This window comes from Polaromonas sp. P4_F6 (genome assembly GCF_056401275.1).
Genome location: NZ_JBFUJQ010000002.1, coordinates 187,946 through 205,767 on the forward strand (window position 1 = coordinate 187,946; position 17,822 = coordinate 205,767).

Genomic DNA, 17,822 nt, shown 5'->3' on the forward strand with positions numbered 1-17,822 from the left:
CCGTCTTTTCAACTCCTGGCCCAAACCCATGTCCACTCGTCACTCCACCAGAGACCTTCGCACGCTGCTGTTGGCCCTGACGGCCACCTACTTCCTCACCAGCCTGGGCCACTTCAGCCACAACGCCGAATTCATCTGCGAATACCCCAACTTGCCGGCCTGGCTTACCCGCGCGCAGGTCTATGCGGTGTGGGCGGCCATTACCGCCGTGGGCGCGCTGGGTTTGCTGTTGATGCACAGGAAATTCATGGCCACGGGCCTGCTGCTGGTGGCCGTTTATGCGGCGCTGGGTTTTGACGGCCTGGGCCACTATGCGGTGGCGCCCCTGGAACTGCACCCCTTGATGGCCAATGTCACGATTCTTTCGGAAGTTGTTGCCGCCGCAGTTTTGTTGCCGGTAACGCTTTGGCTACTGGTATCGCATATGCTTTGTCATCAAGTGGGAGGACCCCGGACATGAACCATCCCCTGCGCTGCCAATGCGGCACCCTGCAAGGCCTCGTCAGCCATACCGAATCCGTATGCCGCGGCATTTGCTACTGCAAGGACTGCCAGGCCTATGCGCATTTCCTGGGCAAGGCGGACGAGATTCTCGACGAGATGGGCGGCTCGGACGTGGTCGCCACGCTTCCCCAGCATGTCACTTTCACGCAAGGTGTGGAGAAGCTGAGCTGCATGTCCCTGAGCGATAAAGGCATGCTGCGCTGGTATGCGAGCTGCTGCGACACGCCTATCGGCAACACCTCGCGCGACTTCAAGGTTTCGCATGTCGGGCTGCTGCACAACTGCCTGCGGGAATCTTCGACCAGCCTGGACAGCGCTTTTGGCCCGGTGCGCATGCGGGTCGGCATGAAGAGCGCCAAGGGCACGCCCAAGGCCATGGCGCTCAGCACCACGGTGGCCATCCTCCAGTTCATGGCCAAGCTGGTACGCGCAAGGCTGGACGGCAGCTACAAGCGCACGCCCTTCTTTGACCCGGAGACGGGAACGCCGCGGGTCTCGCCCAAGGTGCTCACGCCGGATGAACGGGCCCGCCTGATGCAGGCCGTTTAAAAACCTGTTCAGGGTCTAAACGGGGCCGCGCAAGCACCTTCTCGGGATGGGATGCTAGGCGTGGTGCGACGCCCATAGTTCATCTATGGGCTAGCGCCGCAACGCCGCAGACCGCCCGAGAAGGYRCTTGCCCTYCGGGTTGGGGTGACGCAAACGCGGTCGCGTTTGCATCCCCGTTGGGGCAGCCGCACGACGCCCAGCCGGCCGGCTGGGCGGTCGGGCGATTGAGCCACCCAGGCCCTTGCATGGGCATTAGCCCATGCGGCGTGCCCGGCCGGCCCACTCATCCCGATTGCACCCCAACGCGGCCCCGTTTAGACCGTGAACAGGTTCTAAGACCGCACCGTATCCGCCACGCGCTCGGCGCAGCGTTTGGCCTGGGCCGCGTCGCGCGCCTCGACCATCACGCGCAACAGCGGCTCGGTGCCGCTGGCGCGTATCAGCACGCGGCCGGTGTCGCCAAGTTCGGTTTCCACGGTTTTGGTCATATCGGCCAGTGGCTTGCTGCTTTTCCAGTCCTGACCGGGCTTGAGGCGCACGTTGATCAAAGTCTGCGGGAACAGCTGGACCTCGCTAAGCAGTTGGGCAATGGTCTTGCCGCTGCGCACGCAGGCCTGCAGCACCTGCAGCGCGCTGATCAGGCCATCGCCGGTGGTGTGTTTGTCGAGCGCCAGCAAATGGCCCGAGCCCTCGCCGCCCAGCAGCCAGCCGCGCTTGTCGAGCTCTTCGAGCACATAGCGGTCGCCGACCTTGGCGCGCACGAACTCCACGCCCTTCTTCCTGAGCGCGACCTCGACGGCCATATTGGTCATCAGGGTGCCGACGGTACCGGGGACTTTTTCGCCGCGCGCCAGGCGCTCGTTGACCATCAGAAAGAGCACTTCGTCGCCGTTGAAGAGGCGGCCGTCGGCGTCCACCATCTGCAGCCGGTCGGCATCGCCGTCGAGTGCGATGCCGTAGTGGGCCTTGTTGGCCTTCACGGCCTTGATCAGCGCGTCGGGATGCGTGGCGCCGACTTCGTGGTTGATGTTCAGGCCGTCAGGCGCGCAGCCTATGGCGATGACCTCGGCGCCCAGTTCATGGAACACCATGGGCGCGATGTGATAGGCCGCGCCGTGGGCGCCGTCGACGACGATCTTCAGGCCCTTGAGCGTGAGGTCGTTGGCAAAGGTGCTTTTGCAGAATTCGATGTAGCGGCCTGCGGCATCATCGAGGCGGCGCGCCTTGCCCAGGGTGGCCGAGTCGGCCCAGACGGGCGGCTCGTCGAGTGCGGCTTCCACCGCGAGCTCCCAGGCGTCGTCGAGCTTGGTGCCCTGGGCGCTGAAGAACTTGATGCCGTTGTCGGGGTAGGCGTTGTGGCTGGCGCTGATGACCACGCCCAGGCTGGCGCGCTGCGCGCGTGTGAGGTAAGCCACGCCCGGCGTGGGCAGCGGGCCCAGCAGCACCACGTCGACGCCGGCCGAGTTAAAGCCCGATTCGAGCGCGCTTTCGAGCATATAGCCCGAGATGCGCGTGTCCTTGCCGATCAGCACCGTGGGGCGGGTCTCTTTCTTGCGCAGCACGCGGCCCACGGCGTGGGCCAGGCGCAGCACGAAGTCGGGAGTGATGGGCGGCTGGCCCACCGTGCCGCGAATGCCGTCGGTGCCGAAGTATTTTCTGGTCATGGAGTTTTGTCCCTGTGGAGCTTGTTGTTCTGCAAATGTGAGGCTATTTTAGGCGGGCCCGCCCTGCCCGCCTGTCAGCCAAAAGCTGAAGAATCAGCTGGCGGCCATCCAGACTTTCAGGGCCTGAACCGTCTCCTTGACGTCATGCACACGCACGATGCGCGCGCCGCGGTCCACAGCCAGCAGGGCCGCCGCAACGCTGGGCACCATGCGGTCGGCCACGTCGAGCTGGGCCACGGCAGCCAGCGAGGTGCTGGTGGCGGCGGCCAGGGACGACTTGCGCGACCAGGCGGCCAGCAACGGGTAGCCGGCGGCGAGAAACTCCTGCTGACGCGCCAGCAGCGCGAAGTTCTGCGCCACGGTCTTGCCGAAACCTATGCCCACGTCGAGCACGATGCGCGACCTGGCGACACCGGCGGCCAGCAGGCCGGCCGCGGCGGCTTCGAGAAAATCGCGCACCTGCGGCACCACGTCGCCCTCCATGGGCGCGACCTGCATGGTTTGCGGCTCGCGGTGCATGTGCATGAGGCAGACGCCGCAATTCGGGTGTTTGGCGACGGCCTCCATTGCGCCGGGCTTGCGCAGGGCCCAGATGTCATTGATGACGTCGGCGCCCAGGTCCAGCACGGCCTGCATGACCTCGGGCTTGTAGGTGTCCACGGACAGCGGCACGCCCAGCGTGGCCGCATGGCGCACCACGGGCAGCACGCGCGCGAGCTCTTCCTCCAGCGGCACGGGCGGCGCGCCGGGGCGCGTGGATTCACCGCCTATGTCCAGCAGCTCGGCGCCGTCCTTGAGCAGTTTTTCGCAATGGGCGAACACGCCGGCAAAGCCGCTGCCTTCGCTGAAGTACTTGCCGCCGTCCGAAAACGAGTCGGGCGTGACGTTGACGATGCCCATGACGCGCGGCTTGGCGAGGTCGATTTGGAAGCGGGAGGTTTGCCAGATCATGGTTTGTCCTCGGAAATAAAAAACCGGGGACTGGCCCCGGTTGTGGTGACGGCTGCCCGGCAGCCCGTCATGCTGTGTCCGCCGCGGGCCTCAGGCCACCGTGGGCGCCGGGTCGGCGCTGACGGCCGGCGTGCCACCCGAGGGACCACCGCCACCGCCGACAGAGGAGTTGCGCGGCGTCCAGTCCTTGGGCGGGCGCGGCTCCTTGCCGGCCATGATGTCGTCGAGCTGGTCGCCGTCTATGGTTTCCCATTCGAGCAAGGCCTTGGCCATGGCATGCATCTTGTCCTGGTTGTCCTCGATCAGCTTGCGCGCCAGGGCGTATTGCTGGTCGATGATGCGGCGGACTTCGCCGTCGACCTTTTGCAGGGTCGACTCGCTCATGTTGTTGGTCTTGGTGACCGAGCGGCCCAGGAAGACTTCGCCTTCGTTCTCGGCGTAGACCATGGGGCCCAGGGCCTCGGTCATGCCGTAGCGCGTGACCATGTCGCGGGCCAGCGCGGTGGCGCGCTCAAAGTCGTTGCTGGCGCCGGTCGTCATCTGGTTCATGAAGACTTCCTCGGCGATGCGGCCGCCGAACAGCATGCTGATCTGGCTCAGCATGTATTCGCGGTCGTAGCTGTAGCGATCCTGCGCGGGCAGGCTCATGGTCACGCCCAGCGCGCGGCCGCGCGGGATGATGGTGACCTTGTGGACCGGGTCGCACTTGGGCAGCATCTTGCCGAGCAGCGCGTGGCCGGACTCGTGGTAGGCCGTGTTGCGGCGCTCTTCCTCGGGCATGACCATGCTCTTGCGCTCGGGGCCCATGAGGATCTTGTCCTTGGCTTTTTCGAAGTCCTGCATCTCGACGGTGCGCGCGTTGCGGCGCGCGGCCATCAGGGCGGCTTCGTTGCAAAGGTTGGCGAGGTCGGCGCCGGACATGCCGGGCGTGCCGCGCGCGATCACGCTGGCATTCACGTCCTGGCCCAGCGGCACCTTGCGCATGTGCACATTGAGGATCTGCTCGCGGCCGCGGATGTCGGGCAGCGTCACATAGACCTGGCGGTCGAAGCGGCCGGGGCGCAGCAAGGCGGCGTCCAGGATGTCGGGGCGGTTGGTGGCGGCCACCACGATCACGCCGACATTGGTTTCGAAGCCGTCCATCTCGACCAGCATCTGGTTCAGGGTCTGCTCGCGTTCGTCGTTGCCGCCGCCCAGGCCGGCGCCGCGCTGGCGGCCGACCGCGTCGATTTCATCGATGAAGATGATGCAGGGGGCGTTTTTCTTGGCGTTTTCGAACATGTCGCGCACGCGGGCCGCGCCCACGCCGACGAACATTTCAACGAAATCGGAGCCGGAAATCGAGAAGAAAGGCACTTTGGCCTCGCCGGCGATGCCCTTGGCCAGCAGGGTCTTGCCGGTGCCCGGGGGGCCGACCAGCAGCAGGCCGCGCGGAATGCGGCCGCCCAGTTTCTGGAATTTCTGCGGGTCTTTGAGGAAGTCGACGACTTCCTTGACCTCTTCCTTGGCCTCGTCGCAGCCCGCGACGTCGGCGAAGGTGACCGGATTGGTGGACTCGTCCAGCATGCGCGCCTTGGACTTGCCGAAGCTGAAAGCCCCGCCCTTGCCGCCGCCCTGCATCTGCCGCATGAAGTAGATCCACACGCCTATCAGCAGCAGCATGGGCCCCCAGCTGATCAGCAGCGAGGTGAGGAGGGAGGTTTCTTCGCGGGGCTTGACGTCGAACTTGACGTCGTTGGCGATCAGGTCGCCGACCAGGCCGCGGTCCAGGTAGGTGGCCGTGGTACGGACCTTGCGGTCGTCCACGGTGGTGGCCGAGATCTCGGTGCCGCCCTGGCCTTCGGCGATGGTCGCCTGCTTGATGCGCTTGCCGCGCACTTCTTCCAGGAACTCGGAGTAACCCAGGTAGTTGGAACCGGCGCTGCCACGTGTATCAAATTGCTTGAATACGGTGAACAGCACCATGGCGATCACCAGCCAGATTGCAATTTTGGAAAACCACTGATTGTTCAAGGACTACTCCGGTGTAAGAACAAAAGTCACATGCGCCTGATTTTAGGCCTTTCAAGGGCCAAAACAGCTTAACCCGGTCCCGGCCCCTGGTTTAAAGCGGGATTAAGTCCGCTACCGCTGGCAAGCCCTAGGGGAAAGCCCGTGGTTTCAGGCCCGCTTTTTCAGCCCCCGGCCTATCAAAAAGGTTTCCGACGAGCCCGGGCGCGAGGCTTTGGGCTTGAGCGGCTTGACGACCTTGAAGGTGTCGCGGAACAGCTTGACCAGCTGGTCGTAGCCGCTGCCGTGGAACAGCTTGACCACCAGCGTGCCGTCCGGTTTCATGCGGTTCTGGGCGAATTCCACGGCCAGCTCGATCAAATGGGCGATGCGGGCCGCATCGGCCGACTCGATGCCCGAGAGGTTGGGCGCCATGTCCGAGATTACCAGGTCCACCTGGACCTGGCCCTCGGGGCCGGCCAGGGTGTCCTCCAGCTGCTGCAGCACCTCGGCCTCGCGGAAATCGCCCTGGATAAAGGTCACGCCCTCAATCGGCTCCATGGGCAGCAGGTCCAGCCCGATGATGCGGCCGTTGAGCGTGCCGGCCGCCGCGCCCGCGGGAGACAGCTTGCGCCGCACGTACTGGCTCCAGGCGCCGGGCGTGCTGCCCAGGTCGACCACACAATCGCCCGGCTTCACCAGGCCGAAGGTTTCGTCGATTTCCTTCAATTTGTAAGCAGCGCGGGCCCGGTAGCCCTCTTTCTGGGCGAGCTTCACATAAGGATCGTTGATGTGCTCGTGCAGCCAGGCCTTGTTGACTTTTCCCTTGCCGCCGGCCTTCACGGCGGTTTTGCCGGCCGCCTTGGCGGCGGCCTTGGCATCGGTCTGGACGCCGGGTTTGAAACCGGTCTTGGCATTTACTTTCATGGGGCCTATTGTCCTCTCCCGGACTCGCCCGATAATTGGGCCATGGCTCAAATACAACTTACCCCCGCCCAGCGCAAGGACCACCGCGCCGATGCCCACCACCTGAACGCAGTCGTGATGATAGGTTCCGACGGGCTGACCCCCGCCGTCAAGAAGGAAACCGACGCGGCGCTCAAGGCCCACGGGCTCATCAAGGTGCGGGTGCTGTCGGACGACCGCGCCGGCCGCGAGGAGATCTTCCAGACCCTGGCCGACGAACTCAATGCCGCGCCCATCCAGCACATCGGCAAGCTGCTGGTGCTCTGGCGCCCCATGCCACCCAAGGAAAAAAAGGTCAACGAAGACCGCATGCCCGGCCCGCGCGACGTCAAGGTGCTCAAGAACAGCTCGCGCCACGGCCAGCGGCCCGAGGTCAAAACCCTGCGCGTGCTGGGCAACCAGCGCCTTACGCCGGGCGGCACCGTCAAGCGGGCCAAGAAACCCCAGCTCAAGAGCGTCAAGAAAAGCGCGCAAGGCTGAGCCCCGCCGCGGGCCGGCAATCGGCCCCGGCAATCGCTTCCATAGCGACATTCTTCCCGGCCCGGCGGCCCCCGGCCTTTAGATTCGAGACTTCCGCCCACAGCTACATGCCATGACCAATCCGCTCCTCGATTTCTCCGACCTCCCCCTGTTTGACCGTATCCAGCCCGAACATGTGGGCCCCGCCGTTGACGAACTGATGGCCAAGGCCGATACGGCCCTGGCAACCGTCACCGCGGCGGATTTCCCGGCCACCTGGACCGGCATCGCCCGCGTGCTGGACGTCGCCACCGAGAACCTGGGCCGCGCCTGGGGCGCCGTGAGCCACCTCAACAGCGTGGCCGACACGCCCGAGCTGCGCGCCGCCTACAACGCCGCCCTGCCGCGCGTGACCGAGTTCTGGACCCGCCTGGGCGCCGACGAGCGCCTCTACGCCAAATACAAGGCCATCGACGCGGCCACCCTGAACGCCGAACAGCGCCAGGCCCACAAGAATGCGATCCGCAACTTTGTGCTCTCGGGCGCCGAACTGCAGGGCGCGGCCCGCGAGCGCTTCGCGCAAATCCAGGAGCGCCAGGCCGAGCTGAGCCAGAAGTTCAGTGAAAACGCCCTGGATGCGACCGACGCATTCGCCTACTACGCCAGCGAAGCCGAAGTCGCCGGCATCCCGGCCGACGTGCTGCAGGCCGCGCGTGCCCAGGCCGAGGCCGAAGGCAAGGCCGGCTACCGCCTGAGCCTGAAGATGCCGAGCTACCTGCCCGTCATGCAGTTCGCCACCAGCGGCAAGCTGCGCGAGACCCTTTACAAGGCCTACACCACACGCGCCAGCGACCAGGCCGCGCCCGAGTTCAGTAAATTCGACAACAGCGCCATCATGAAAGAGATCCTCGCGCTGCGCCTGGAAGAAGCCCAGCTGCTGGGCTACCGCAATTTCGGCGAAGTCTCGGTGGTGGCCAAGATGGCCCAGTCGCCCGAGGAAGTGGTCAGCTTTTTGCGCGACCTCGCGCGCCGCGCCCGTCCCTATGCCGAAAAAGACGTGGCCGACCTGCGCGCCTTCGCCGCGAGCCAGCTGGGCATGGCCGAACTCCAGCCCTGGGACTACGCCTACGTCGGCGAAAAACTCAAGGAAGCGCGCTACGCCTTCAGCGAGCAGCAGGTCAAGCAATACTTCACCGCGCCCAAGGTGCTGGCGGGCCTGTTCAAGATCGTCGAGACCCTGTTTGAAGTCGCCATCCGCAAGGACTCGGCCCCGGTCTGGAAGCCCGGCGTTGAGTTTTACCGCATTGAACGCAATGGCGAACTCGTCGGCCAGTTCTACCTCGACCAGCCGGCCCGCACCGGCAAACGCGGCGGCGCCTGGATGGACGACGTGCGCGCGCGCTGGCTGCGCCCCGACACCGGCAAGCTGCAAACCCCGGTGGCGCACCTGGTCTGCAACTTCGCCGAGGGCGTGGGCGGCAAACCCGCGCTGCTCACGCACGACGACGTGACCACGCTGTTCCACGAATTCGGCCACGGCCTGCACCACATGCTGACCCAGGTCAACGAGCGCGACGTCTCCGGCATCAGCGGCGTCGAGTGGGACGCGGTCGAGCTGCCCAGCCAGTTCATGGAAAACTTCTGCTGGGAATGGGACGTGCTCAAGCACATGACGGCGCATGCCGAGACCGGCGCGCCGTTGCCGCGCGCGCTGTTCGACAAGATGCTGGCCGCCAAGAACTTCCAGAGCGGCATGCAGACCCTGCGCCAGGTCGAGTTCTCGCTGTTCGACATGCTGTTGCACACCTCGCACAAACCGGCCGATGACCTTATGAGCCTGTTGAACGAGGTGCGCCGCGAAGTGGCGGTGATCCCCTCGCCGCCTTACAGCCGCACCGCGCATACTTTCAGCCACATATTTTCGGGTGGTTACGCCGCCGGGTACTACAGCTACAAATGGGCGGAAGTTCTGTCGGCCGACGCCTATGCCGCCTTCGAGGAAACGGCTACAGCCGCGTCCTCGCCGTCGGGCGACGATGGCGGCAAGACCACGGTCACGGTGGAAACCGGCCGCAAGTACCGCAAAGCCATCCTGGAGGCTGGCGGAAGCCGGCCGGCCATGGAGTCTTTCAAGGCCTTCCGGGGCCGGGAACCCTCGATTGATGCTTTGCTGCGTCATCAGGGTATGGCCTGACACCTTCAAAACGCCTAAAACGTTGTGAGACTTACAGGGCCTGCGTTAAGCTTGCCTTTTGAGTTTGCTCTTTCCGCCACCCCGTACCTGAGACGACTGGAATACCCATGAACACAAAAGCCGTGAAATCCCTCGCGCCCCATGCCCTGCTGGCCCTGGCACTCGCCGCTGGCGGTCTTTTTTCGCCCCTGGCGCAAGCCCAGCAGGTCTACCGCATCGTCGGGCCTGACGGCAAGGTGACCTTCTCCGACAAGCCGCCGCCCGCAGCCGCCGGCGCCAAGGTCAGCGCAGCCACCCCCGGCGGAGGCGGCTCGGCCCCCACCGGACTGCCCTTCGAACTGCGGCAGGTTGCCAGCAAATACCCGGTGACTCTGTATTCCGGCGAAAATTGCGGCCCCTGCGGCGCCGCCCGCGCCATGCTGACCAACCGCGGTGTTCCGTTTTCCGAGCGGACCGTCAGCAGCAACGAGGACATCAAGGCGCTGCAGCGGCTCAGCGGCGACACCTCTCTGCCCTTCGCCACCATAGGCAGCCAGCAGCTCAAAGGCTTTTCCGACGTGGAATGGACCCAGTTCCTGAATGCCGCCGGCTATCCCGCCACATCGGTGCTGCCGGCCAGCTACCGACCGCCGGCTGCCACGCCCTTGGTGGCCGTCACCGCGCCGCCCGCGGCCAACAACGGCGCCGCCCGCAGTGCAGCGGCCCCTGCGGCCGCACCGACAGCCCCGCCGCCGCTCAGCGCGGACAACCCGGCCGGCATCAAGTTCTAGGCAAGCCTGTCTGATCTGAAACAAAAACGCCGGGTTCCCACTCGGCGTTTTGCTTTCCGGCGGGGCCGGAAGCTCAGAACACCAGCGTCTTCACGCCGCCAGGCGTGCCCAGCAGGCAGACATGGGCTTTCTGGAAGGCGAAAACCCCCACCGTCACCACGCCGGGCCACTGGCTGACCTGGGATTCAAAGATCAGGGGGTCGCTGATCTTCAGGCCGGTCACGTCCAGGATATGCTGGCCGTTGTCGGTCACCAGCGGCTTGCCGTCCTTCAGGCGCAGCGCCGCCGTGCCGCCCAGCGCCGCGAACTGCCGCGCGATGCGTTTGGCGGCCATGGGAATCACCTCGAGCGGCAGAGGGAAGCTGCCCAGGGCCGCCACCAACTTGGACTCGTCGGCGATGCAGACGAACTTGCGCGACTGCGCGGCCACGATTTTTTCGCGCGTGAGCGCCGCGCCGCCACCCTTGACCATATAACCGGCGTGATCGATTTCATCAGCGCCGTCGATGTAGACGCCCAGTTCCTCGACCTCGGTCGCGTCGAAGACCTTGATGCCCAGCGCCTGCAGGCGCTCGGTGGAGGCGAGCGAGCTGGACACCGCGCCCGCGATGCGGTCCTTCATGGTGGCCAGCGCGTCTATGAATTTGTTGACGGTGGAGCCGGTGCCGACACCGACAATGCTGCCTTCTTCCACGTAGTGCAGGGCCGCCTGGCCGACCAGGGTTTTGAGTTCGTCTTGGGTCATGGGAATGTTCGGAGGGATGAATCGGGAGGGTGAAACGGGTTTTGCGACAATCGGGGCTCTTGCCCGGGCATACCGGGCCATTCACAGCCATCAGCACCGAATTATCCAATGTCCCTGCTCCCCTACGCCCTGGCCCGTCCCTTTTTATTTGGGCTGGATCCCGAAACCGCCCACGAGCTGACCATGGCCTCGCTGGCGCGCACCCAGGGCACACCGCTGGCCCTGGCCTACCTGTCCAGCCGGGTCAGCGACCCGATCGAGCTGGCCGGCCTCAAATTTCCCAACCGCGTCGGCTTGGCCGCCGGCCTGGACAAAAACGCGCGCTGCATAGACGGGCTGGCCGCCATGGGCTTTGGTTTTGTCGAGGTCGGCACTGTCACACCCAAGGGCCAGCCCGGCAACCCCAAGCCGCGCATGTTCCGCCTGCCCGAGGCCAACGCACTGATCAACCGCCTGGGTTTTAACAACGAGGGGCTGGACGCCTTTTTGGCCAATGTGCGGCGCTCCAGCGTGCGCAAGCCCGGCGCGCAGGGCGGCCTGCTGCTGGGCCTGAACATCGGCAAGAACGCCGCCACGCCGATCGAGAACGCGGTCGACGACTACCTCATCTGTCTGGACGGCGTCTACCCGCATGCCGACTACGTCACCGTCAACATCTCCAGCCCCAACACCAAAAACCTGCGCGCATTGCAAAGCGACGAGGCGCTGGACGCCCTGCTGGGCCGTATCGCCGAGCGCCGCGAAATACTCGCCAAACAGCATGGCAAACGCGTACCCATCTTCGTGAAAATTGCGCCCGACCTCGATGAAGCCCAGGTGGCCGTCATCGCCGCCACGCTCAAACGCCACGCCATGGACGGCGTGGTCGCCACCAACACCACGCTCAGCCGCGAGGCTGTCAAGGGTCTGCGCCATGCCGAGGAAGCCGGCGGCCTGAGCGGCGCGCCCGTGCTCGAAGCCAGCAACCGCGTCATCGGCCAGCTGCGCGCGGCACTGGGCAAGGGCTTTCCCATCATCGGGGTGGGCGGCATCCTGAGCGGCGCCGACGCCGTCTCCAAGATCAAGGCCGGTGCCGACGTGGTGCAGATCTACACAGGGCTGATCTACAAAGGCCCGGAACTCGTCACCCAGGCCGCGCTGGCGATCAAAAAGAGCCGCTAAGCCGACAGCCAGACACAGGCCAAACGCCCGTTAACCACCGGTTAAACACCCGGCGAAGGCTTGCCCCGACCTGCCTTGCGCCGAAAGGCCTCGGCCCCGCCGCTGCCGCCGCCGTCGGGGAAATCGTGCTGCTTGAGCGTCCCATCGGGGCCGGGCTTCATGGGCCTTTCAATCAAGGCACCGGCATCGTTGCCGTCGGCCGCGTCGTCAGGCTCGCTGCGCGGCGGGTGCGGCACGGTCGCGCCTTCACCGGTCTTGGCGCGTGTGGGGCTGGTGTTTTTTGGCATGGTTCCAAGGTAGCAGTCCCGCCGCGCGCGCCGTGTCGGACAAGGCCGCGAGGCTTCAGGGTAAGCACCGAGTGCCGATAGAGCCTGTCCCCTAGACTACCCGGCGGGCTTTCGGCGGCCCCACCTTGCGACTACGATGCAGGCAGTTTTGACAGGAGACCTGCTTGTGGCCGCGACCCCATCTTCCCCTTCCCCATCCCCTTCCTCCCCCTATCCCCACCTGCTCGCCCCGCTGGACCTGGGTTTCACCACGCTGAAAAACCGCGTGCTCATGGGTAGCATGCACACCGGCCTGGAAGACGGGCGCAAGCATTTCCCCGCCATGGCCGCCTACTTCGCCGAACGCGCGCGCGGCGGCGTAGGCCTGATGGTCACCGGCGGTTTTTCACCCAACATCGCCGGCTGGACCAAACCCTTCGCCGGCATGCTGGCGAGTTCAGGCGCGGCGCGGCGCCACAAGCAGGTCACCGACGCGGTGCATGCCGAAGGCGGCAAGATCGCGCTGCAAATCCTGCACACCGGCCGCTACGGCTACCACCCTCTGTGCGTCGCGCCCTCGCGCATCCAGAGCCCGATCTCGCCCTTCGCCCCGCGCGAACTGAGCGCGGGCGGCATTGAGCGGCAGATACGCGCCTTCATACGCTGCGCGCTGCTGGCGCGCGAGGCCGGCTACGACGGCGTCGAGATCATGGGCAGCGAAGGCTATTTCATCAACCAGTTCCTCGTCACCCACACCAACCAGCGCACCGACGACTGGGGCGGCAGCTACGCCAACCGCATGCGCCTGGCCGTCGAGATCGTGCGCCGCACCCGCGAAGCCGTGGGCCGCGACTTCATCATCATCTACCGCCTCTCGATGATTGACCTGATCCCCGGCGGCAGCAGCTGGGAGGAAGTCGTGCTGCTGGCCAAGGCCGTGGAGGCCGCCGGCGCCACCCTCATCAACAGCGGCATAGGCTGGCACGAAGCCCGCGTGCCGACGATTGCCACCTCGGTGCCGCGCGGCGCCTTCACCTGGGTCACCAAAAAACTGCGCACCGACCTGCGCGCCGCGGGCCTGACCATCCCGCTGGTCACCAGCAACCGGCTGAACATGCCCGAAGTCGCCGAGCAGGTGCTGGCCGAGGGCTGCGCCGACATGGTCAGCATGGCCCGCCCCTTCCTGGCCGACCCGGAATTCGTCAACAAGGCCGCCCAGGGCCGCCGCGATGAGATCAACACCTGCATCGCCTGCAACCAGGCCTGCCTGGACCACGCCTTCAAGGCCCAGCTGGCCAGTTGCCTGGTCAACCCGCGCGCCGGCCATGAGACCGAGCTCGTCATCCGCATCGCTCCCGCGCAAAAGCGCGTCGCCGTCATCGGCGCGGGCCCGGCGGGCCTGGCCGCCGCCACCACGCTGGCCCTGCGCGGCCACAGCGTGGACCTGTACGACGCGGCTGACAAGATAGGCGGCCAGTTCAACCTGGCCAAGCGTGTGCCCGGCAAGGAGGAGTTCGAGGAAACCCTGCGCTACTTCGGCAACCGTATCAGCGGCACAGGCGTGCGCCTGCACCTGAACACCCGCGTCAGCGCCCAGGACCTGATCGCCGGAAAGTTCGACGAAGTCATACTCGCCACCGGCGTCACGCCGCGCAACCCGCGCATCCCGGGCCAGGAGCATCCCAAGGTGCTCAGCTACATCGACGTACTGCTGGGCCGCCAGCCCGTGGGAAAACGCGTGGCCCTGATAGGTGCGGGCGGCATCGGTTTTGACGTGGCCGAATTCCTGGTCACGCCCCCCGGCCATTCCACCGCACTTGATTTACCGGCCTGGCTGGCCGAATGGGGCGTGGCCGATCCCGGCCAAGTGCGCGGCGGCGTGGTGCGCCCGCAAGTGGCGCCGCCCGCGCGCCAGGTCACGCTGCTGCAGCGCAAGCCCGGCAAGCTGGGCGCCGGCCTGGGCAAGACCACCGGCTGGATACACCGCGCCGCGCTCAAGATGAGGAATGTGGAAATGCTCTCGGGCGTCAACTACGAACGCATAGGCGAACAGGGTTCGGACCTGGGCCTGTTCATCACCTTCGGCGAAAAGCGCACGGACGGCACCGTGCTTGCCGTCGACAACATCGTGCTGTGTGCCGGCCAGGAGCCGCTGCGCGAACTGCTGGAGCCGCTGCGCGCGGCCGGCGTCAAGACCCACCTGATAGGCGGCGCCCACGAAGCCGGCGAACTCGATGCCAAGCGGGCGATTAACCAGGGAACCAGGGTCGCGGCCGCCCTTTAAAGGCCGCCCTAAACACGCACCAGGCTGAACACCAGCAGCCCCAGCGCCATCCCGAAACTCAGCGCATGCACATTGGCCGCCATGGCGATGCGTTTCATGAGCCTCAGGCCCTGCTGGTCCTGCGAGCCCAGCAGGAACAGCAGGCACATCTCGCGCCGCAGCTGCGGGTCCACCACGCTGTGTTGTTTGAGCGCCTTGTGCATGGACGCCGACAGATAGAGTGCGGCCACCGAGGCCAGCACGATGATGGGGAAAAACCAGCCATGCACCATCCACACCGGAAGCTGCGGCGCCCACCAGGCGCGCAGCAGGTCGGCGGCGGCAAAGATCAGGAAACCCGCGGCGAGGCCCAGCCATTCCTGGGTGCGGAACTTTGCCATCATTTGCCTGACCCTGGCTTCCAGGGACAGTTCGTAGCTCATGCGGGTTACCTCGGAGAATGTTGCGCCTTGCGCAGGCAGGGGCGGCACGATGCCGGCTTGCCGCCGGCCAACGCGGGTGCTGGGATTCTGCGCAGTAACGCCCCGCTGGGCAATACTGCAAATGTAGGAGGCGACGCGCGGCAGGGCTGCGGTGCTCAACGGCGCAAGGGGTCCAGCAGCGGCTTCAGGCCGTTGTGGTCGATTTCCTGCATCAGCGCCAGCAGGCGGCCGATTTCCCCCTTGGGAAAGCCCTCGCGCGCAAACCAGTTCAGGTAATTGCCCGGCAGGTCGGCGATCAGTGTGCCCTTGTGCTTGCCGAAAGGCATTTCGCGGGTCACCAGCAGCAACAAATCTTCTGGGTTCATGGATACAAATAGAGAGGCCTAGCCGCCGGCCCGCTTGGGCGCATAGCCTTGTTTCTGCAGCGCCGCCATCACGGTGTCGCAATGGTCGCCCTGCACCTCGATCACGCCGTCCTTGGCCGTGCCGCCCGATCCGCAGGCCGTGCGCAGCTGCTTGCCCAGCAGCGCCAGGGCCATGGCGTCCAGCGGCAGGCCCTTGACCACGGTCACCGTCTTGCCGCCCCGGCCCTTGCTCTCGCGGCTCACGCGCACCGGGCCGCCCGGCGCAGGGACCGCCGCCTGCTTGCAGCTGCAGGCCGCCACCGGCCGGCGGCAGACCGGGCACATTCTTCCAGCCTCGGTGGAATACACCAGGCCGCCTGCGGGAGTTTGTTTCATGAAAGAGGAACCAGGAAGAAGGGATGGCCGCCGGACAGCGCGCCAGGTTTTAGAACGATCGTTCGTAAAAAATTGTGAAGTAGTTCACAGAAAACCAAAAATGTACCTGATATCCCTTATAAACAGGGCCGGGATAGGCGCTACGCCCTTCTTCTTCAGCATGACCTCCGGGCGATTTCAGGGCGCGAACATGACGGGCAGCAGTTTTCTGATCGGGTTTTTCCTCTTTGTCGGCAGTGTGGCCTTGGGCGCCCTGGCTTATGAGCGCTGGTTGTCCCATGTGGTGGCCACCCGCAAAAAAGTGGCGCGCAACCACACCCTGCGCGCCAAGCCCCTGGCCAGCCGCGACGAGCTCCAGGTCTGGCGCTGGCTGGAGGAGGTGTTCCCCGAGCACCGCATCCTGCCCAAAGTCCCCTTCACCGGTTTTATCGAACCCAACCAGCGCGGCGGCGACGCCCACTGGCAGACGCTGCTGAGCACCGTGAATTTTTCCTGCGCCCTGGCCGACCAGAAAGGCACGGTGCTGGGCTGCATCGACGTGCTGGGCCGCGGCGAGGTCACCGGCCGCAACCATGGCTTCAAACGCGAACTGCTGGCCCGCGCCGGCCTTCCCTACTGGATTGTTGAAAGCCAGCGGCGGCCCAGCGCCGCGCTGCTGCGCGAAAAATTCCTGGGCGCCGCCACCAGCGAAGCCGCCAAACTCGCCCCGGCCGAACGCGCCCGCCGCCCCGCGCCCGCCAAACTGGAACAGCCGAAACTCTCGCGCGTGTCCAGCAATGCCTCGGACCTCACCAAGGCCGGCATGACGCCGCTGCACCTGAAGTCCACGCTCAAGCTGCAGGCCTTGGCCCGCGCCTTCGCGCTGCGCCTGGCCGGCGAAGGCCCGCCGCGCAGGCCCATCAATTACTCGAGTACCAACCCGAGCAGTTCCATCATCTAGCTTCCTGCGGGCCTGGGCGGTGATCAAACGGCCCCCGGCCGTTTGGATTTCTGGCCAAACAACAGGCCCAGCGCCAGGCCGGCCGCGATGAGCACGCCACCCATGGCCATGGCGCCGCTTTTCCATAGCGCGCCGGATAGCACCCGCTGCTGCACGGCCTGCAGTTCGCCGCTGAAAGCGGCGTCACCAAACTCACCGAGGTCGCGGCCTTGCGCGTCGACCCGGTTCAGCCTGATGAAGCTGTAGTCGCCAACCAGCGCGGTGTCGCCCAGCGCGTCGATCAGCAGCGGGTCGGAATCATCGGCCAATGCCGCGCGCGCCACGGGCCGCCGCTGGGCGTCGAACACCAGCACGTCGCCATCCTTCTGGCCCTGCATCACGGCCAGCATCCACAGCGTGCCGTCCGGGCCCAGGGCCACGTCGGTGACCTTGCCGCGGCCCTGGCGGGCCTGGCCGTGCGCGGCCGAGCCCAGGCTGCGCATCAGCTCGGTGGGCTGGCCGGGGGCGACGCGCAGCCAGATCAGCCGGCGGTGGTCGTTGTCGGCCACCACCAGGGTGTCATTGCCCAGGTAGCGCAGGCGGTTGGGGAACAGCAGCGGCACCACCTGCGGGTCGGTGCCGGCCAAGGCCTTGCCGTTCAGGTCAAACAACTGTACGCGGGTCCCCTTGGCATCGGCGATGAAGACGCGCTCGCCCAGGCGGTCCACGGCCAGGTGCACGGTCAGGGACAGTGCATTGTTCTTGAGCTGCGGGCCTTCCATGGCCGCGCGGCAGTCCACCAGTTGCACCTGCGCATCGCTCCAGGCGCAACGCAGCACGCGGGGCACGGCGGCGCCGTCAAAGAACCAGGCCTCGACCCGCTGCCGGGCGTCCACCGTCCAGTCCATGTCGCCGGGGCTTTCGCCCAGGCCCAGCGCCTTCAGGTCCTGGCGCGCAATGCGGCGCCCCTGGGCGTCAAGCACATGCAAGGCATTGTTGGCGACGACGGCGACGCGCTCACCCTGCGGCGCCTTGAACACCCGCAGCGCCACCATGCCCGCATCCGGGTTGGCCATGTTCTGGCCACGCACAAAGGCCGCCGCGCACAGCGCAAGGCCGATCAGGATGGGGATGGCCAATTGCCATTCGCGTCTGGTCATGATGGGTGCGCCCTCGCCGCCGGTGTTGTTATTGATGGAGCCCAAGCGCCCCCAAGCGGCGGCGCATCTTCTCAGTCCC

18 protein-coding genes are annotated in these 17,822 nt (G+C 66.0%); 8 read left to right on the forward strand and 10 right to left on the reverse strand.

The features are described 5' to 3' along the window. Window positions 1-28: 28 nt before the first annotated feature. Both AC1DUN_RS06760 and AC1DUN_RS06765 read left to right on the forward strand, forming a co-directional pair. Window positions 29-460 (forward strand): hypothetical protein, encoded by a 432-nt coding sequence (locus AC1DUN_RS06760; RefSeq protein WP_477713292.1) that lies wholly within the window; start codon window positions 29-31, stop codon window positions 458-460. Next, window positions 457-1,053, forward strand: coding sequence for a DUF6151 family protein (locus tag AC1DUN_RS06765; RefSeq protein ID WP_477713293.1), 597 nt, complete (start codon window positions 457-459; stop codon window positions 1,051-1,053). The genes AC1DUN_RS06760 and AC1DUN_RS06765 overlap by 4 nt, the downstream gene beginning before the upstream one ends. Window positions 1,054-1,385: 332 nt before the next feature. On the opposite strand, the gene glmM is transcribed toward AC1DUN_RS06765, so the two are convergent. The 4 genes from glmM to AC1DUN_RS06785 form a co-directional block, all read right to left on the reverse strand. Continuing rightward, window positions 1,386-2,717, reverse strand: a complete 1,332-nt coding sequence (glmM, locus tag AC1DUN_RS06770) for a phosphoglucosamine mutase (protein WP_477713294.1) — start codon at window positions 2,715-2,717, stop codon at window positions 1,386-1,388. A gap of 93 nt (window positions 2,718-2,810) precedes the next feature. After that, on the reverse strand, window positions 2,811-3,668 hold the full coding sequence (folP, locus tag AC1DUN_RS06775) for a dihydropteroate synthase (protein WP_477713295.1): 858 nt from the start codon (window positions 3,666-3,668) through the stop codon (window positions 2,811-2,813). Between the two features lie 90 nt (window positions 3,669-3,758). After that, window positions 3,759-5,681 (reverse strand): ATP-dependent zinc metalloprotease FtsH, encoded by a 1,923-nt coding sequence (gene ftsH / locus AC1DUN_RS06780; RefSeq protein WP_477713296.1) that lies wholly within the window; start codon window positions 5,679-5,681, stop codon window positions 3,759-3,761. A 147-nt stretch (window positions 5,682-5,828) separates the two neighbouring features. Next, on the reverse strand, window positions 5,829-6,584 hold the full coding sequence (locus tag AC1DUN_RS06785; protein WP_477713297.1) for an RlmE family RNA methyltransferase: 756 nt from the start codon (window positions 6,582-6,584) through the stop codon (window positions 5,829-5,831). Window positions 6,585-6,626: 42 nt separating this feature from the next. Here AC1DUN_RS06785 and AC1DUN_RS06790 point away from each other — a divergent pair, with 42 nt between their 5' ends. The 3 genes from AC1DUN_RS06790 to AC1DUN_RS06800 all read left to right on the forward strand — a co-directional run bounded on the left by AC1DUN_RS06790 (window position 6,627) and on the right by AC1DUN_RS06800 (window position 10,046). Continuing rightward, window positions 6,627-7,103 (forward strand): YhbY family RNA-binding protein, encoded by a 477-nt coding sequence (locus AC1DUN_RS06790; protein WP_007873983.1) that lies wholly within the window; start codon window positions 6,627-6,629, stop codon window positions 7,101-7,103. A 112-nt stretch (window positions 7,104-7,215) separates the two neighbouring features. Continuing rightward, entirely contained in the window at window positions 7,216-9,276 is a 2,061-nt protein-coding gene (locus AC1DUN_RS06795) for a M3 family metallopeptidase (protein WP_477713298.1), read from the forward strand. A gap of 107 nt (window positions 9,277-9,383) precedes the next feature. Further along, entirely contained in the window at window positions 9,384-10,046 is a 663-nt protein-coding gene (locus AC1DUN_RS06800) for a glutaredoxin family protein (RefSeq protein ID WP_477713299.1), read from the forward strand. Between the two features lie 73 nt (window positions 10,047-10,119). Here the strand turns inward: AC1DUN_RS06800 and rpiA are convergent, their stop codons facing one another. Then, window positions 10,120-10,791 carry a ribose-5-phosphate isomerase RpiA gene (rpiA, locus tag AC1DUN_RS06805; RefSeq protein WP_477713300.1) on the reverse strand — a complete coding sequence of 224 codons (672 nt, stop codon included), beginning with the start codon at window positions 10,789-10,791 and terminating at the stop codon, window positions 10,120-10,122. 108 nt (window positions 10,792-10,899) lie between these two features. On the opposite strand from rpiA, the gene AC1DUN_RS06810 reads away from it, so the two are divergent. Further along, window positions 10,900-11,952, forward strand: coding sequence for a quinone-dependent dihydroorotate dehydrogenase (locus AC1DUN_RS06810; RefSeq protein ID WP_477713301.1), 1,053 nt, complete (start codon window positions 10,900-10,902; stop codon window positions 11,950-11,952). Window positions 11,953-11,993: 41 nt separating this feature from the next. On the opposite strand, the gene AC1DUN_RS06815 is transcribed toward AC1DUN_RS06810, so the two are convergent. Continuing rightward, complete coding sequence (locus tag AC1DUN_RS06815; protein ID WP_477713302.1) at window positions 11,994-12,239, reverse strand: hypothetical protein; 246 nt, start codon at window positions 12,237-12,239, stop codon at window positions 11,994-11,996. Window positions 12,240-12,375: 136 nt separating this feature from the next. On the opposite strand from AC1DUN_RS06815, the gene AC1DUN_RS06820 reads away from it, so the two are divergent. Continuing rightward, window positions 12,376-14,502, forward strand: a complete 2,127-nt coding sequence (locus tag AC1DUN_RS06820; RefSeq protein WP_477713303.1) for an oxidoreductase — start codon at window positions 12,376-12,378, stop codon at window positions 14,500-14,502. A gap of 8 nt (window positions 14,503-14,510) precedes the next feature. Here the strand turns inward: AC1DUN_RS06820 and AC1DUN_RS06825 are convergent, their stop codons facing one another. From AC1DUN_RS06825 to AC1DUN_RS06835, 3 genes are all read right to left on the reverse strand, one after another. Then, window positions 14,511-14,924: a hypothetical protein gene (locus AC1DUN_RS06825; protein ID WP_477713304.1), complete on the reverse strand. Its 414-nt coding sequence runs from the start codon at window positions 14,922-14,924 to the stop codon at window positions 14,511-14,513. Between the two features lie 155 nt (window positions 14,925-15,079). After that, window positions 15,080-15,289: a DUF3820 family protein gene (locus AC1DUN_RS06830; protein ID WP_007873974.1), complete on the reverse strand. Its 210-nt coding sequence runs from the start codon at window positions 15,287-15,289 to the stop codon at window positions 15,080-15,082. An 18-nt stretch (window positions 15,290-15,307) separates the two neighbouring features. Beyond that, on the reverse strand, window positions 15,308-15,664 hold the full coding sequence (locus AC1DUN_RS06835; RefSeq protein ID WP_477713305.1) for a translation initiation factor Sui1: 357 nt from the start codon (window positions 15,662-15,664) through the stop codon (window positions 15,308-15,310). Window positions 15,665-15,854: 190 nt separating this feature from the next. On the opposite strand from AC1DUN_RS06835, the gene AC1DUN_RS06840 reads away from it, so the two are divergent. Further along, window positions 15,855-16,604 carry a DUF2726 domain-containing protein gene (locus AC1DUN_RS06840; protein ID WP_477713306.1) on the forward strand — a complete coding sequence of 250 codons (750 nt, stop codon included), beginning with the start codon at window positions 15,855-15,857 and terminating at the stop codon, window positions 16,602-16,604. A 23-nt stretch (window positions 16,605-16,627) separates the two neighbouring features. Here the strand turns inward: AC1DUN_RS06840 and AC1DUN_RS06845 are convergent, their stop codons facing one another. After that, the gene (locus AC1DUN_RS06845) at window positions 16,628-17,743 is read right to left on the reverse strand and encodes an NHL repeat-containing protein (protein WP_477713307.1); all 1,116 of its coding nucleotides are present in this window, start codon (window positions 17,741-17,743) and stop codon (window positions 16,628-16,630) included. Between the last annotated feature and the right edge of the window lie 79 nt (window positions 17,744-17,822).